This is a genomic window from Streptomyces sp. NPDC059917 (genome assembly GCF_042730635.1).
GTDB lineage: Bacteria > Actinomycetota > Actinomycetes > Streptomycetales > Streptomycetaceae > Streptomyces.
The window spans coordinates 1-14,182 of sequence record NZ_JBHWLC010000131.1 but is presented as its reverse complement, the minus strand read 5'-3'; the positions used below and the strand labels follow the sequence as shown (position 1 = coordinate 14,182).

Here is a 14,182-nt window from a genome sequence, read left to right as displayed (position 1 = left end):
CCACCGCAGCGGTGGCGCCCCTCTCGCGTACCCGCGGACCCGAGGGCCCGGTCGTCCTAGAACTTGTTGCGCGGGGTGATGCCCAGCGACATGCCCGACAGGCCGCGCGCGCGGCCGCCCAGCTTGCCCGCGATCGCCCGCAGTGCGGCGCCGGCGGGCGAGTCGGGGGCGGCCAGCACCACCGGACGGCCGTCGTCGCCGCCCTCGCGCAGCCGGACGTCGATCGGGATCTGGCCCAGCACCGGCACCGTGGAGCCGATGGTCCGCGTCAGGCCGTCGGCGACCGCCTGGCCACCGCCCGTGCCGAACACGTCGACCATCTCGTCGCAGTGCGGGCAGGGCAGCCCGGACATGTTCTCGACGACGCCCACGATCTTCTGGTGGGTCTGCACGGCGATCGAACCGGCCCGCTCGGCCACCTCGGCGGCGGCCTGCTGCGGGGTGGTGACGACCAGGATCTCGGCGTTCGGCACCAGCTGAGCCACCGAGATCGCGATGTCACCGGTGCCCGGCGGCAGGTCGAGCAGCAGGACGTCCAGGTCGCCCCAGTACACGTCCGCCAGGAACTGCTGGAGCGCGCGGTGCAGCATCGGGCCGCGCCACACCACGGGCGCGTTGCCCGGGGTGAACATGCCGATGGAGATGACCTTCACGCCGTTCGCCGACGGCGGCATGATCATGTTCTCGACCTGGGTCGGCTTGCCCTCGACGCCCAGCATGCGCGGCACGCTGTGGCCGTAGATGTCCGCGTCCACGACGCCGACCTTCAGCCCGTCGGCCGCCATCGCCGCGGCGAGGTTGACCGTGACCGAGGACTTGCCCACGCCGCCCTTGCCGGACGCGACGGCGTAGACGCGCGTCAGCGAGCCGGGCTGGGCGAAGGGCACCTCGCGCTCGGCGGTGCCGCCGCGCAGGCTGCTCGCCAGGTCCTTGCGCTGCTCGTCGCTCATCACGTCCAGCGTGACGGCGACCGAGGTGACGCCCGGGACCCGCTCGACGGCCTCGGTGACGTTCTTGGTGATGGTCTCGCGCATGGGGCAGCCCGACACCGTGAGGTAGACGGTGACGGCGACCGCTCCGCCGTCGCCGACGTCCACCGATTTGACCATGCCGAGTTCGGTGATCGGCCGGTGGATCTCGGGGTCGTTCACCGTCGCCAGCGCGTCCAGGATCGCGTCCTGATCGGGCCCGGCGGCAGAGCTTGTGTCGGTAGCCATGCCCCGATGGTACGGCTCGGTAGCACGCCGTCGGTAAGCCCGTCAGCGGTCGCCTTCGTCACGTTCGGAGGGGAAGAGCCGCCGCTCGTCCATCTCCTTGATCAGATCCTGGAACTCCGACCGGATCCAGTCGCGGGTCGCGACCTCGCCGAGGCCCATCCGCAGCGCCGCGATCTCCCGCGTGAGGTACTCCGTGTCCGCGATGGAGCGCTCGTTCTGCTTGCGGTCCTGCTCCAGGTTGACCCGGTCGCGGTCGTCCTGGCGGTTCTGCGCCAACAGGATGAGCGGAGCGGCGTAGGACGCCTGGAGGGACAGCATCAGGGTCAGGAAGATGAAGGGGTACTCGTCGAACCGCCACGGGTCGGGCGCGAAGATGTTCCACAGCACCCAGGCGATGATGACGACCGTCATCCAGACGATGAACCGCCCGGTGCCGAGGAAGCGCGCCACCCGCTCCGACAACCGGCCGAAGGCCTCCGGGTCGTACTCGGGGAGCAGCCGCCGGCGCGCCGGGCGCGGCAGGTCCAGCCGCACGCGCGAGCGCGTCAGCGCGCTCGACCCGGTCGACTGTCCGGCCTTCATCCGCTCGGCCCGGCCCTCGCGCGCCTCGCGCTCGGCCCGGTCGTGCCGGTCCGCCCGCTCCGCCCGCACCCGGCCCGCGACCTCGTCCAGCCGGTCCGACAAACCGTGCTCCCGCCCGTGTTCGCGCGCCTGCGCCCTGGACTGCTCGCGGCGCTCCCTGATCTGCTCCCGGCGGCGCTCCCGCCCGGAATCGCGCCCCCGGTCAGTGCCCACGCCCGGCCTCCTCGGAGTGGAAGTCCGTCTCGCGCCAGTCGTCGGGCAGCAGGTGGTCCAGTACGTCGTCCACCGTCACGGCGCCCAGCAGCGAGCCGCTCTCGTCGACCACCGGCACCGCGACCATGTTGTAGGCGGCGAGGTAGCTGGTCACCACCGGCAACGAGGCGTCCGGGCGCAGCGGCGGCAGGTCCGTGTCCACCAGCGAGCTCACCAGCGTGAACGGCGGGTCGCGCAGCAGCCGCTGGAAGTGCACGGTGCCCAGGTACTTGCCGGTCGGCGTCTCGTCCGGCGGGCGGCACACGTACACCTGCGCGGCCAGCGCCGGGGACAGGTCCGACTGGCGTACGCGCGCCAGCGCGTCCGCGACCGTGGCGTCCGGCCGCAGCACGATCGGCTCGGTCGTCATCAGACCGCCCGCGGTGCGCTCCTCGTAGGACAGCAGGCGCCGCACGTCGGCCGCGTCGTCCGGCCGCATCAGGGTCAGCAGCCGTTCCTTGTCGTCCTCGGGCAGCTCCGAGAGCAGGTCGGCCGCGTCGTCCGGGTCCATCGCCTCCAGCACGTCCGCGGCGCGCTCCTCCTTGAGCTTGCCGAGGATCTCCACCTGGTCGTCCTCGGGCAGCTCCTCCAGCACGTCCGCGAGCCGGTCGTCGTCGAGGGCGTTGGCCACCTCGGCGCGCCGCTTCGGCGTCAGGTGGTGCAGGACGTTCGCGAGGTCGGCGGGGCGCATCGTCTCGAAGGTGGCGACCAGGTTCTCGGCGCCCTGGCCGTCCTCCTCCAGGGAGAAGCCGGTCACCCCCGACCAGTCGACGGTCAGCGTCTCGCCCCGGCGGCGCAGCGCGCCCGCCTTGCCCTTGCGGACGAAGATCCGGTTGATCTCCCAGTCGCGCCGGGCCGGGAGCTGCTGGATGGCCACGTCCAGGACGGTGACCTCCTCGTCGTCCGCGACGAGGCGCACCCGGCGGTCCAGCAGCTCGCCCAGGACGAGCCGCTCGGTGGGGCGCTGTTCGAAGCGCCGCATGTTGACCACGCCGGTCGTGATGACCTGTCCCGACTCCACGCCGGTCACCCGGGTCATGGGCACGAAGATGCGGCGCCGGCTGACCACCTCGACGACCAGGCCCAGCAGCCGGGGCGGGCGTCCGCCCACGCGCAGCATCGCCACCAGGTCGCGGACCCGGCCCACCTGGTCGCCGTTGGGGTCGAAGACGGGTACGCCCGACAGATGCGAGACAAAGATCCGCGGGGCGCCTGCCACCATCCGAGCGCCTCCTGGAGCGTCGATCAAGATTCCTGCCGCCCTCAGGCTAGCCCGTGCCGCCGCGAACCGCCCTGGTGGGGCGTTCCGGCCGGGCCGGGGTCGCGCACGTCGTGCGGGTACGCTGCCTGCTGCTCGCTGACGACCGACGAGAGGCACCTGCCCGTGACCGCCACCTTCCCTGCCGCACGGCTGCGCCGGACCACCGCCATCGGGGTCCTCTGCGCGGGTCTGGCCATCGCCGCCACGGGCTGCGGGGAGGACCCCGACAAGGGCACCAACGGGGTCGGCAAGCTGTCCGCGGACAAGATCGAGTCCAAGGCGCGCGCGGCCGCCTCGGAGGCCAAGGCGGTGCACCTGGCCGGCACCCTGGTCAGCGGCGGCAAGTCCTTCACGCTGGACATGAAGCTGAAGTCGGACGGCGGCTCCGGCGAGGTCAAGTCCAAGGACCACACCTTCCGGTTGCTGCGGGTGGGGGAGCAGCTCTACCTGAAGGCCGACGCGGCGTTCTGGGGGCAGTCGGAGGCGGCCGGCAAGCTCGGCGACAAGTTCGTCAAGGTCCCCGCGGCCGACCCCTCCTACAAGCAGTTCCGCGGCTTCACCGACATGCAGGTGCTGCTGGACGGGCTGCTCGGCCTCGGCGGGAAGCTCGCCAAGGGCGCCGAGTACACGAAGGTCGGCCCCACCAGGGCGGTCCTGCTCACTTCGGACGGCGGAAAGGGCGGCAAGCTCGCCGTCTCCCTGGAGGGCACCCCGTACCCGCTGCGGATGGAGCGCGCGGGCGGTGCCGGTCGGGTGGAGCTGACCGACTGGGGCCAGCAGTTCCCGTTGGCCGCCCCGGCCCAGGACCAGACCGTGGACTACGGGTCCCAGCTGCCCACGACCAAGGGCACCGGCACCGGCAAGAGCCCGGGCCCGGGCGCGAGCAGGAGCGGCGCCGCGGACGACGCCTCGACCGGCGGATCCGGCGGCCAGGGCGCGGACCCGGGCACGAGCGGCTGACGCCCCGGGGCGCGGATGTCGAGCCTCGCCGGCGTTTGAGGCGCCCCCGGAGGGTACGTCCGGAGCCCCCCCCCGGAGGGACTGGTCTAGGCGCGGGGCTTCTTGCGCTTCAGGAGGAGCTTCGGGAGGGCCGCCGGGGCGGGCAGGCGGGTGATGGCCGGGGACGGGAGCGGGGGCGCGGCCAGCGACGCGGCGGGCAGCTCGGTCGTCGCCGCCACCGGCTCCAACCGCAGCAGCCGGCACTCGCGCGCCCAGCGCTCGGTCATCCGCTCCGAATCGGGCGCGTTCAGCCGCTTGCCCTTGAGCTCGGCCACCGCCGCCAACCAGGGCTCGCCGTGCGGGGCCAGCTCGGTGACCGCGGCGGTCCAGGCGACCAGGCGACCGCCCTTGTCCTTGCTGCGCACGGTCACCTCGGCCGTCGCGCCGTCGGTCAGACCGGGGAAGGGCTGTTCGCCGGGCCCGTCGCCCAGGACGTGCGCCGCCCCGTCCACCCACGCGTGCCACAGGGCCCGGTCGGGCCCGCTGCCCCGGACCCAGATGAGGCCGGACTTCTTGGTGGCCTCCTCGACGAGGGCCAGGTCGAGCGTGCTGAGAGTCATGCGCACAGGGTAGCCAGCCGCGCGGACGGCCCCTACAGCCAGCCGTGGCGGCGCAGGGACCGGTGGATGGCGAAGCAACTGGCGGCGATGGCGGCCATCACCATCGGGTAGCCGTAGCGCCAGTGCAGCTCCGGCATGTGCTCGAAGTTCATGCCGTAGACCCCGCAGATCATCGTCGGCACCGCGATGATGGCCGCCCACGAGGTGATCTTGCGCATGTCCTCGTTCTGCGCGACCGTGGCCTGCGCCAGATTGGCCTGGAGGATCGAGTTCAGCAGTTCGTCGAAGCCGATGACCTGCTCGTGCACCCGGGCCAAGTGGTCGGCGACGTCGCGGAAGTACTTCTGGATGTCCGGGTCCACCAGCCGCATGGGGCGTTCGCTGAGCAGCTCCATCGGCCGCAGCAGCGGGGACACCGCCCGCTTGAACTCCAGCACCTCGCGCTTGAGCTGGTAGATCCGGCCCGCGTCCGCACCGCGCGGACTGCCTTTGGCGGGGGCGGCGAAGACCGCGCTCTCCACCTCGTCGATGTCGTCCTGGACCGCCGAGGCCACCGCGATGTACCCGTCGACCACGTGGTCCGCGATCGAGTGCAGGACGGCCGAGGGGCCCTTGGCCAACAGTTCGGGGTCGTCCTGGAGCCGGTGGCGCAGGCCCTTGAGGGAGCCCTGGCCGCCGTGCCGCACGGTGATGACGAAGTCCGGGCCGGTGAAGCACATCACCTCGCCGGTCTCCACGACCTCGCTGGTGGCGGTGAGTTGGTCGTGTTCGACGTAGTGGATGGTCTTGAAGACGGTGAAGAGGGTGTCGTCGTAGCGCTCCAGCTTCGGCCGCTGGTGGGCGTGCACCGCGTCCTCCACGGCCAGCGGGTGCAGTCCGAAGGCGGCCGCGATACCGGCGAACTCGGCCTCGGTCGGCTCGTGCAGGCCGATCCAGGCGAAGCCGCCGTCCTCGCGCACCCGGCGCATCGCCTCGCGCGGCGTCAGGCAGGCGGCGCCCCGGTCGCGGCGGCCCGCGCGGTAGACGGCGCAGTCGACGACCGCGCTGCTCGCGGAGTGGTCGCGGGTGGTGTCGTAGCCGGACTGGGCCGGAGTGGACCTGCGCAGCGCGGGACGTACGGCCGCGCGGAGGTAGGGCAGCATCGACATGGCAGGCTCCTTCGCGCGGCTGCGGGCCACGCGGGTGGGAGACCTTCCGCCGCTGCGGGCAGGCGGAAGGAAGCAGGACGGGAGGAAAGTTTCTGCCGTCGCTCTTCAGCTCAAAGGGAGCGTGAGGCGCCCGTGGAAGAGCGGTTGGTACTGCACGATCGACTTCGATCCATTGCAGCCCCACCTCCTCCGGCCGGTCCCCCGTAGGGGAAGTCCTGTCGCCGGAGCATGCATCCACGCTTCTGCGTGTGGCCCCGGCCAGCGGTCCACAGTAACAGCCGACGGATGGTCAAGAGCCTGCCTTTACCCCAGCGATAGGAGTTCTATGCTCGCTCCATGGCAGAACTTCTGGCACTTGTCGAAGCCCGGCTGCGCACCGCGCTGGGTGAGCCCGACGCCCGCGCCGCCGTCACCTTCCTCGGCACCGACCGCATCGAGGTCCTGCGCTTCCTCGACGGTGACGTGGTGCGCTACGCGACCCTCGGGATGTCGGCGCAGCCGATGGGCGACCCCACCGTGGTGGTGTCCGATCCGGTCCGCGGGCCGCGCGCCGAGCTGGTCCTGACGGTGCGGGCGGGCGTGGTCCCGACCGACCCGGTGCTCCGGCCGCTCGCGGTCCTCGGGGCCTCCCCGCAGGTCGAGGGGCTCGTGGTGTCGCCCGGGGCCTCGCTCGACGTGGGCGAACCGCTGTGGCCCGGGGCGCCGTTCAGCTCCGTCCTGGTCGCCGAGCCCGGCGGGCTGGTGGAGGACCTGGAGCTGGACGCGCCGATGGACCCGGTGCGGTTCCTGCCGCTGCTGCCGATGACCGGGAACGAGGCCGCCTGGAAGCGGGTGCACGGCGCGGCGGCCCTCCAGGAACGCTGGCTCGCGCGCGGCACCGACCTGCGCGACCCCCGGCGCACCTCCGTGGCCCTGGACTGACGGCCGGGCCCGGCGGCCGGGACGGATCGCCCCGGGCGGCGCCCCGGACGGGCGGCTCCGCACGACTGACTGGCGCCACCGGGGGTAGGTATCGACTCCGGACGGGTGATCGTCCCTTGACGCGGCGGCGGACGGGGAGGAGCGTGGCTCTGTATGAGGGGCGAACCGAGTTGCCCGAAGTGTGGTGGCCGGGTCAGGGCGCCCGGTCTTTTCGCTGACTCCTGGCAGTGCTCCGTGCACGGCACCGTCCACCCCCTGCAGCCCGTCATCCCGCCCAGCGTCGAGGGTCTCGGCGTCGTGGTGCACCGCGCGCGGGTGCCGGTGTGGATGCCGTGGCCGCTGCCGGTCGGCTGGCTGTTCACCGGGGTCGCGTCCGCCGGCGACGACCGCAGCGGCGGGCGGGCCACCGCGGTGGCGTGCTCCGGGCCGGGCCCGCTGGGCGGCATCGGCGAGCTGCTGCTGGTCGCCGAGGAGCTGGGCGTGGGCCTGGGGGCGCGGTACGCGGGCATCGACGGTCCCGATCCGGGCCCCTTCATGAACGTATCGGCCCCGCCGCACGCCAAGGTGGTGGCCGCCGGGCGGCCGACGCCGATGTGGCACGTCACGGGGACCCCGGAGGACCGGGCCGTCTTCGCGGGCGAGGCGCGCGGGCTGTGGCTGTGGGCCATCGTGTGGCCCGAGCAGTCCGGGCTGCTGATGTACGACGAGCTGGTGCTGACCGACCTGCGGGACGCCGGTGCCGAGGTGGAGCTCCTGCCCTGCGGGGCGCTGAGCCCGCGGATCCTGGGCGGAGCCGGCTGAGGGGGTGCCGGTCGCGGCTCGCGACCGCCGCTTCCGTTCGCCCGTACGCCCGCCAAGCCTTGGCCAGAGCAGGACCTTCGGCCCGGTTATCCTGAGGTGTCCCCGTCCGTCCGATCCCTGGAGCCGAGCCGTGCGCATCGACCTGCACGCCCACTCCACGGCTTCCGACGGTACGGACACCCCCGCCGAGCTGGTCCGCAACGCGGCCGCCGCCGGGCTGGACGTCGTCGCCCTGACCGACCACGACACCGTCGGCGGTTACGCCGAGGCGATCGCGGCGGTGCCGCAGGGGCTCACCCTGGTGACCGGAGCCGAGCTGTCCTGCCGCCTCGACGGCATCGGGCTGCACATGCTGGCGTACCTCTTCGATCCGACCGAGCCCGAGCTGTCCCGCGAGCGCGAGCTCGTGCGCGACGACCGGGTGCCGCGCGCGCGGGCGATGGTGGGCGCGCTCCAGGAGCTGGGCGTCCCCATCACCTGGGAACAGGTGGCACGGATCGCCGGCGACGGTTCGGTCGGCCGCCCGCACATCGCCACGGCGATGGTGGAGGCGGGCGTCGTGGCCAGCGTCTCGGACGCCTTCACCCCGCAGTGGCTGGCCGACGGCGGCCGTGCCTACGCCCGCAAGCACGAGCTGGACCCCTTCGAGGCGATCCGGCTGGTCAAGGCGGCCGGCGGGGTCACCGTCTTCGCGCACCCGCTCGCCCTCAAGCGGGGGCAGTGCGTGCCGGAGGCCGCGATAGTCGAGCTCGCGGCCGCGGGTCTGGACGGCGTCGAGGTCGACCACATGGACCACGATCCCGCCACGCGCGCGCGGTTGCGCGGCCTCGCGGGCGAGCTGGGCCTGCTGACGACGGGCTCCAGCGACTACCACGGCAGCCGCAAGACCTGTCGGCTCGGGGAGTTCACGACCGACCCCGAGATCTACGGCGAGATCACCCGCCGTGCGACCGGGGCCTTCCCGGTCCCCGGCGCGGGCGGACGCGGCCGCACCGACGCGTAGGCGTCCCGTACGCCCGCCGCGCGCGCCGTCTCCCGAGGGCCCACGCGTCCTCCGGGGTCTTCCCGGCTTCCCGGTCCCCCAACGGTGCCGGTCCCGCACGCGCGCTCGCGTACGTTCCCACACCCTTCACCCACACCCCTCATCTGCAAGGCGCAAGGCATCACTGTGTTCGATCTCGCCGTCTTCGGCTCCCTCTTCCTCACCCTCTTCGTCATCATGGATCCCCCCGGGATCACGCCGATCTTCCTCGCGCTGACCTCCGGCCGCCCGGCCAAGGTGCAGCGCCGGATGGCCTGGCAGGCGGTGTGCGTCGCCTTCGGCGTGATCGCCGTCTTCGGCATCTGCGGCCAGCAGATCCTCGACTACCTGCACGTCTCGGTCCCCGCGCTGATGATCGCGGGCGGTCTGCTGCTCCTGCTGATCGCGCTCGACCTGCTCACCGGCAAGACGGACGAGCCGAAGCAGACCAAGGACGTGAACGTCGCGCTGGTGCCGCTGGGCATGCCGCTGCTGGCCGGTCCCGGTGCGATCGTCTCGGTGATCCTCGCGGTGCAGAAGGCCGACGGCTTCTCCGGCCAGGTCTCCGTCTGGTCCGCGATCATCGCGATGCACGTGGTGCTGTGGCTCACGATGCGCTACTCGCTGGTGATCATCCGGGTCATCAAGGACGGCGGCGTGGTGCTGGTGACCCGGCTGGCGGGCATGATGCTCTCCGCGATCGCGGTCCAGCAGATCATCAACGGCGTGCTGCAGGTCGTCCACAACGCCTGAGCGCCCCGAACGGACCGCGGCGCCCGCCGCCGGTCATGCGAACGCCCCCGTACCGGATCCGGTGCGGGGGCGTCGTGCAATGGGTGCGGCGCGGGTTCGCCGTCAGGAGGACGCGGACTCGAACGGTCGGATCAGAATGCGCTGGCCGATAGACGCGGCCTGCTGCACGATCCGGTTGACGGAGGCCGCGTCCACGACGGTGCTGTCCACGGCGGTTCCGTCGACATCGTCCAGGCGCAGAATCTCGAAGCGCATCGGCTTCTCCCTTCGTCGGTGTTCTCCTTGCATACGTTCCAACGAAGTGTAGGAGGCAAACATTCCCTACGCTAAGGAAATTTTTTCACTTGCTAAGGATTGACCCGTCGAAGTCTGCCCAGAAGGCCGCCAGGGCCCGGGCCGTAGCCGCCGGGTCCTCCGCGTTGGGGGAGTGCTCGGTGCCCTCGACCACGGCCCGCCGGGCCCCGAGGCGGACGGCCATCGCGTCCAGCCACGGCACCGGCCACGCATGGTCCACGGCCCCCGACAACACCAGCTTCGGCAGCTCCACCGCGGCCAGCTCGGCCACCCGGTCGGGCTCGGAGATCAGGATCCGCCCGGTCGCGATCAGCTGCTCCGGTACGGTCGCCAGCCAGCGCCCCCGCAGGAACTCCGCCAGCTCCTCGCCGTCCGGCGCCTCCTGCGGCGGGTCCTGGGCGCGCATGGCCGCCCACACGGCCGGCATGTCCTCGCGCAGCATCTCCAACGCCGCCACGAGCAGCTTCGTACGGTCCTGCTGGGCGGCGTCGATGGCGGCGGGGCCGCTGCTCATCAGGGTGAGCGAGGCGAAGGGCGCCGGGTCGCGCAGGACGGCGGCGCGGGCGACCAGGCCGCCCAGCGAGTGGCCGACCAGGTGCACCGGGCGCTCGCCGGCGTCCAGCGCGGCCGCCTGGGCCAGCACGTCCCGCCCCAGCTCGGCCAGGGTGTAGGCGTCCTCGTCGCGCGGCCCGGCGCTCTCGTACTGCCCGCGCCCGTCCACCGCGACGACCCGGTACCCGGCGCCCGCCAGAGGCTCCAGCAGGCCGATGAAGTCCTCCTTGCTCCCGGTGTACCCGGGAACCAGCAGGGCGGTGCCGCGCAGCGGCTCACCGGCCTCGTGCACGGCGAAAGCGCCCCGGCCGGTGCTCAGGGACCGGGCGCGGGCGTGGGGCGGCAGGGTGAGGCGCGGCGGCTTGCTCATGGCCAGAGGTTACCGGCCCGTAGCCGGCGCCGCCCGGGCAGTGCGCCGGATGCGCGGACGGCCCCGTTCCCCCCTCGGAAGGGGGGAACGGGGCCGTCCTGTGGAGCGGGTGCCTACGCCTCGGGGGCGGCGGCGGCCTTGCGGGTCCGGGTCCGCTTCGGCTTGACCGGAGCGTCCTCGGTGGCGACCGCGGCGGCCTCGGCGACCGGGGCGGCCTCGGCGACCTTGCGGGTCCGGGTGCGCTTCGGCTTCACGGGAGCCTCCTCGGCGACCGCGACCGCGACGGCGGCGGCCTCGGCGACCGGGGCGGCCTCGGCGACCTTGCGGGTCCGGGTGCGCTTCGGCTTGACCGGAGCCTCCTCGACCACGGCGACCGCGGGGGCCGCGGCGACGGGCGCCTCGACCACGGCGGCCTTGGCGACCGTACGGGTCACCGGAGCCGGAGCCTTGCGGGGCGCGCGGGTGGCCCTGCGGACCGGGGCGGGCTCGACCGGCGGGGCCATCTGGAAGTCGACCTCGGCCACGGCCGGGACGAACGGCGCGAGCGGTTCGAGCTTGACCGGGGTGCGCGTCGCCGGGGTGCGGGTGGCCGGAGCGCGGGTGATCGGGGTGCGCGTGGCCGGGGTGCGGGTGACCGCGGGCGCCTCGGTGACGGCGGCGGGCGCCGTGCCACGGGTGCGGCGGCGGCGCGGCTTGCGCGGCTCGTCGGCGGCCGGGGCCTCGGGGGCGTCGACGACCGGGCTCACCGGAGCGGCCACGGCCACGGCCGCGCTCTCCACGCTCGGGTTCGGGCTCTCCACGGCCACGACGCCCTCGGCCGCCTCGGAACCGCCACGGGTGCGGCGGCGCTGGCGCGGCGTACGGGTGCGCTCGGGACGCTCCTCGGCCACCGGAGCGGCGGCCGGGCCGCGACCGCCGCGGCCACCGCGGCCGCCGGTCTCGCCCAGGTCCTCCAGCTGCTCGGCCTTCAGGCCGGCCCGCACGCGCTCGGCGCGCGGCAGGATGCCCTTGGTGCCCGCCGGGATGTGCAGTTCCTCGAACAGGTGCGGCGAGGTGGAGTACGTCTCGGCCGGGTCGTGGAAGTCCAGCTCCAGCGCCTTGTTGATCAGCTGCCAGCGCGGGATGTCGTCCCAGTCGACCAGGGTGACGGCCGTGCCCTTGTTGCCCGCGCGGCCGGTGCGGCCCACGCGGTGCAGGAAGGTCTTCTCGTCTTCCGGCGTCTGGTAGTTGATGACGTGGGTGACGCCCTCGACGTCGATGCCGCGCGCGGCGACGTCGGTGCACACCAGCACGTCGACCTTGCCGTTGCGGAAGGCGCGCAGCGCCTGCTCGCGGGCGCCCTGGCCGAGGTCGCCGTGGACCGCGCCGGAGGCGAAGCCGCGCTTCTCCAGCTGCTCCGCGATGTCGGCGGCGGTGCGCTTGGTGCGGCAGAAGATCATCGCGAGCCCGCGGCCCTCGGCCTGCAGGATGCGGGAGACCAGCTCCGGCTTGTCCATGTTGTGCGCGCGGAAGACGTGCTGCTTGATGTTGGCGACGGTGACGCCCTCGCCCTCGGGCGAGGTGGCGCGGATGTGCGTCGGCTGCGTCATGTACCGGCGGGCCAGGCCGATGACCGCGCCCGGCATGGTCGCCGAGAACAGCATGGTCTGACGCTTCGGCGGCAGGTAGTTGATGATCTTCTCGACGTCGGGCAGGAAGCCCAGGTCGAGCATCTCGTCGGCCTCGTCCAGGACGAGGGCCTTGACGTGGGACAGGTCGAGCTTCTTCTGCCCGGCCAGGTCCAGCAGGCGGCCCGGGGTGCCGACGATGACGTCGACGCCCTTCTTGAGCGCCTCGACCTGGGGCTCGTACGCGCGGCCGCCGTATATGGCGAGGACGCGGACGTTGCGGACCTTGCCCGCGGTCAGCAGGTCGTTGGTCACCTGGGTGCACAGCTCGCGGGTCGGAACCACGACGAGGGCCTGCGGGGCGTCGGTCAGCTGGTCGGGGCGGGCCCGGCCGGCCTCGACGTCCGCGGGGACGACGACCCGCTCCAGCAGGGGAAGGCCGAAACCGAGCGTCTTGCCGGTACCGGTCTTGGCCTGGCCGATGACGTCCGTGCCGGTGAGGGCGACGGGGAGGGTCATCTCCTGGATCGGGAAGGGGGACACGATGCCGACGGCTTCAAGGGCTTCGGCGGTCTCGGGGAAGATCCCGAGGTCTCGGAACGTAGTCAGGGTGCTGCCTCTTCTGTGAGACGCGGCCCGAGGCGGCGAAGGGGGTCGTACCGTGCCAGGCTTGCAGTACTGCTGTGTACGGAAGCTGCGCGGGACCACGGGCCTTCGCTCAAGCGCTCATGCCGCTGAGGGGGCCCCTCGTGGGCGATGCGCATGAACGCACACACCACGCCGAGGGCGGTCGGGGTTGGAGCCGATCGGGCCACCGACCGGGCATCCTCATTGGGACGGCCCGCCGAGTATCCGGCAGGCGCATTACCACTGTACCCCGGAATCGCGCAGCTGTGTCGGGTGAATTCACCAGGTCGACACCGGCGTGCGGCTCGGACCACCGGTTTCGCGGCGGGCTCCCGTGCAGTGGCCACGTGGTTCCCGTGGGGCCCGAGCGGGCTATTGTGCGGAGCATGTCGACCGTAGAAAACGCATCGCCCGCCGCAGCCGACGACCCCGGCGCGAACGCCGGCATCGCCGCCCAGAACTGGTCCGAGGCCTCCGCCTCGCCGCAGTACCGGGCCGCCGTCGTGGACCTGCTCGGCGCCCTCGCGTACGGAGAGCTGGCCGCCTTCGAGCGACTCGCGGAGGACGCGAAGCTCGCGCCCACCCTCGACGACAAGGCCGAGCTGGCCAAGATGGCGTCCGCCGAGTTCCACCACTTCGAGCGGCTGCGGGACCGGCTCGCGGCCATCGACGCCGAGCCGACCGGAGCCATGGAGCCCTTCGCCAAGGGCGTGGACGACTTCCACCGCCAGACCGCGCCGTCGGACTGGCTGGAGGGCCTGGTCAAGGCCTACGTCGGCGACTCGATCGCCAGTGACTTCTACCGCGAGGTCGCCACCCACCTCGACACCGACACCCGCGCCCTCGTGCTCGCCGTGCTCGACGACACCGGTCACGGCGGCTTCGCCGTCGAGAAGGTGCGCGCCGCGATCGAGGCCGACCCGCGCTGCGGCGGCCGCCTCGCGCTGTGGGCCCGCCGCCTGATGGGCGAGGCGCTCTCGCAGGCGCAGCGCGTGGTCGCCGAGCGCGACGCGCTCTCCACCATGCTCGTCGGCGGTGTGGACGGGATGGCCGCGGGCTTCGACCTCGCGGCCGTCGGCGAGATGTTCACCCGCATCACCAAGGCGCACACCAAGCGGATGGCGGCCCTCGGCCTCGCGGCCTGAGGACGCCCGCCCGCCGGCCGGCGCCCGGCCGGTCATGACGGTGGCCCCGAAGCGGACGTCCGCTTCGGGGCC

The 14,182-nt window shown here is 73.0% G+C and carries 14 protein-coding genes; 6 read left to right on the top strand and 8 right to left on the bottom strand.

The window, feature by feature from the left end:
- Nucleotides 1-56: 56 nt before the first annotated feature.
- From ACFWAR_RS37795 to ACFWAR_RS37785, 3 genes are all read right to left on the bottom strand, one after another.
- Nucleotides 57-1,217, bottom strand: coding sequence for an Mrp/NBP35 family ATP-binding protein (locus tag ACFWAR_RS37795; RefSeq protein ID WP_385787779.1), 1,161 nt, complete (start codon nt 1,215-1,217; stop codon nt 57-59).
- Nucleotides 1,218-1,259: 42 nt separating this feature from the next.
- Complete coding sequence (locus ACFWAR_RS37790; RefSeq protein WP_385787782.1) at nt 1,260-1,799, bottom strand: DUF1003 domain-containing protein; 540 nt, start codon at nt 1,797-1,799, stop codon at nt 1,260-1,262.
- Between the two features lie 202 nt (nt 1,800-2,001).
- On the bottom strand, nt 2,002-3,273 hold the full coding sequence (locus tag ACFWAR_RS37785; protein ID WP_354382315.1) for a magnesium transporter MgtE N-terminal domain-containing protein: 1,272 nt from the start codon (nt 3,271-3,273) through the stop codon (nt 2,002-2,004).
- Nucleotides 3,274-3,435: 162 nt separating this feature from the next.
- On the opposite strand from ACFWAR_RS37785, the gene ACFWAR_RS37780 reads away from it, so the two are divergent.
- Nucleotides 3,436-4,272, top strand: coding sequence for a hypothetical protein (locus tag ACFWAR_RS37780; protein WP_385787775.1), 837 nt, complete (start codon nt 3,436-3,438; stop codon nt 4,270-4,272).
- Nucleotides 4,273-4,358: 86 nt separating this feature from the next.
- On the opposite strand, the gene ACFWAR_RS37775 is transcribed toward ACFWAR_RS37780, so the two are convergent.
- Together ACFWAR_RS37775 and ACFWAR_RS37770 are read right to left on the bottom strand one after the other, a co-directional pair.
- Nucleotides 4,359-4,871, bottom strand: coding sequence for a hypothetical protein (locus ACFWAR_RS37775; RefSeq protein ID WP_385787772.1), 513 nt, complete (start codon nt 4,869-4,871; stop codon nt 4,359-4,361).
- Nucleotides 4,872-4,903: 32 nt separating this feature from the next.
- Nucleotides 4,904-6,019, bottom strand: a complete 1,116-nt coding sequence (locus tag ACFWAR_RS37770) for a magnesium and cobalt transport protein CorA (RefSeq protein WP_385787769.1) — start codon at nt 6,017-6,019, stop codon at nt 4,904-4,906.
- Between the two features lie 336 nt (nt 6,020-6,355).
- Here ACFWAR_RS37770 and ACFWAR_RS37765 point away from each other — a divergent pair, with 336 nt between their 5' ends.
- The 4 genes from ACFWAR_RS37765 (at nt 6,356) to ACFWAR_RS37750 (ending at nt 9,515) form a co-directional block, all read left to right on the top strand.
- Complete coding sequence (locus tag ACFWAR_RS37765) at nt 6,356-6,940, top strand: suppressor of fused domain protein (protein ID WP_385787767.1); 585 nt, start codon at nt 6,356-6,358, stop codon at nt 6,938-6,940.
- 153 nt (nt 6,941-7,093) lie between these two features.
- Nucleotides 7,094-7,741 carry a DUF6758 family protein gene (locus tag ACFWAR_RS37760; RefSeq protein WP_385787764.1) on the top strand — a complete coding sequence of 216 codons (648 nt, stop codon included), beginning with the start codon at nt 7,094-7,096 and terminating at the stop codon, nt 7,739-7,741.
- Nucleotides 7,742-7,871: 130 nt separating this feature from the next.
- Nucleotides 7,872-8,744 (top strand): PHP domain-containing protein, encoded by an 873-nt coding sequence (locus ACFWAR_RS37755; protein WP_385787761.1) that lies wholly within the window; start codon nt 7,872-7,874, stop codon nt 8,742-8,744.
- Between the two features lie 165 nt (nt 8,745-8,909).
- Nucleotides 8,910-9,515 carry a MarC family protein gene (locus ACFWAR_RS37750; protein WP_354382322.1) on the top strand — a complete coding sequence of 202 codons (606 nt, stop codon included), beginning with the start codon at nt 8,910-8,912 and terminating at the stop codon, nt 9,513-9,515.
- Nucleotides 9,516-9,617: 102 nt separating this feature from the next.
- On the opposite strand, the gene ACFWAR_RS37745 is transcribed toward ACFWAR_RS37750, so the two are convergent.
- From ACFWAR_RS37745 to ACFWAR_RS37735, 3 genes are all read right to left on the bottom strand, one after another.
- Nucleotides 9,618-9,770, bottom strand: coding sequence for a hypothetical protein (locus ACFWAR_RS37745; RefSeq protein ID WP_330332467.1), 153 nt, complete (start codon nt 9,768-9,770; stop codon nt 9,618-9,620).
- Between the two features lie 85 nt (nt 9,771-9,855).
- Nucleotides 9,856-10,731, bottom strand: a complete 876-nt coding sequence (locus tag ACFWAR_RS37740) for an alpha/beta fold hydrolase (protein WP_385787757.1) — start codon at nt 10,729-10,731, stop codon at nt 9,856-9,858.
- Between the two features lie 113 nt (nt 10,732-10,844).
- Nucleotides 10,845-12,857, bottom strand: coding sequence for a DEAD/DEAH box helicase (locus tag ACFWAR_RS37735; RefSeq protein ID WP_385787754.1), 2,013 nt, complete (start codon nt 12,855-12,857; stop codon nt 10,845-10,847).
- A gap of 494 nt (nt 12,858-13,351) precedes the next feature.
- Between ACFWAR_RS37735 and ACFWAR_RS37730 the strand changes: the two genes are divergently transcribed.
- Nucleotides 13,352-14,110: a ferritin-like fold-containing protein gene (locus tag ACFWAR_RS37730; protein ID WP_354382325.1), complete on the top strand. Its 759-nt coding sequence runs from the start codon at nt 13,352-13,354 to the stop codon at nt 14,108-14,110.
- The last annotated feature ends 72 nt before the right edge of the window (nt 14,111-14,182 follow it).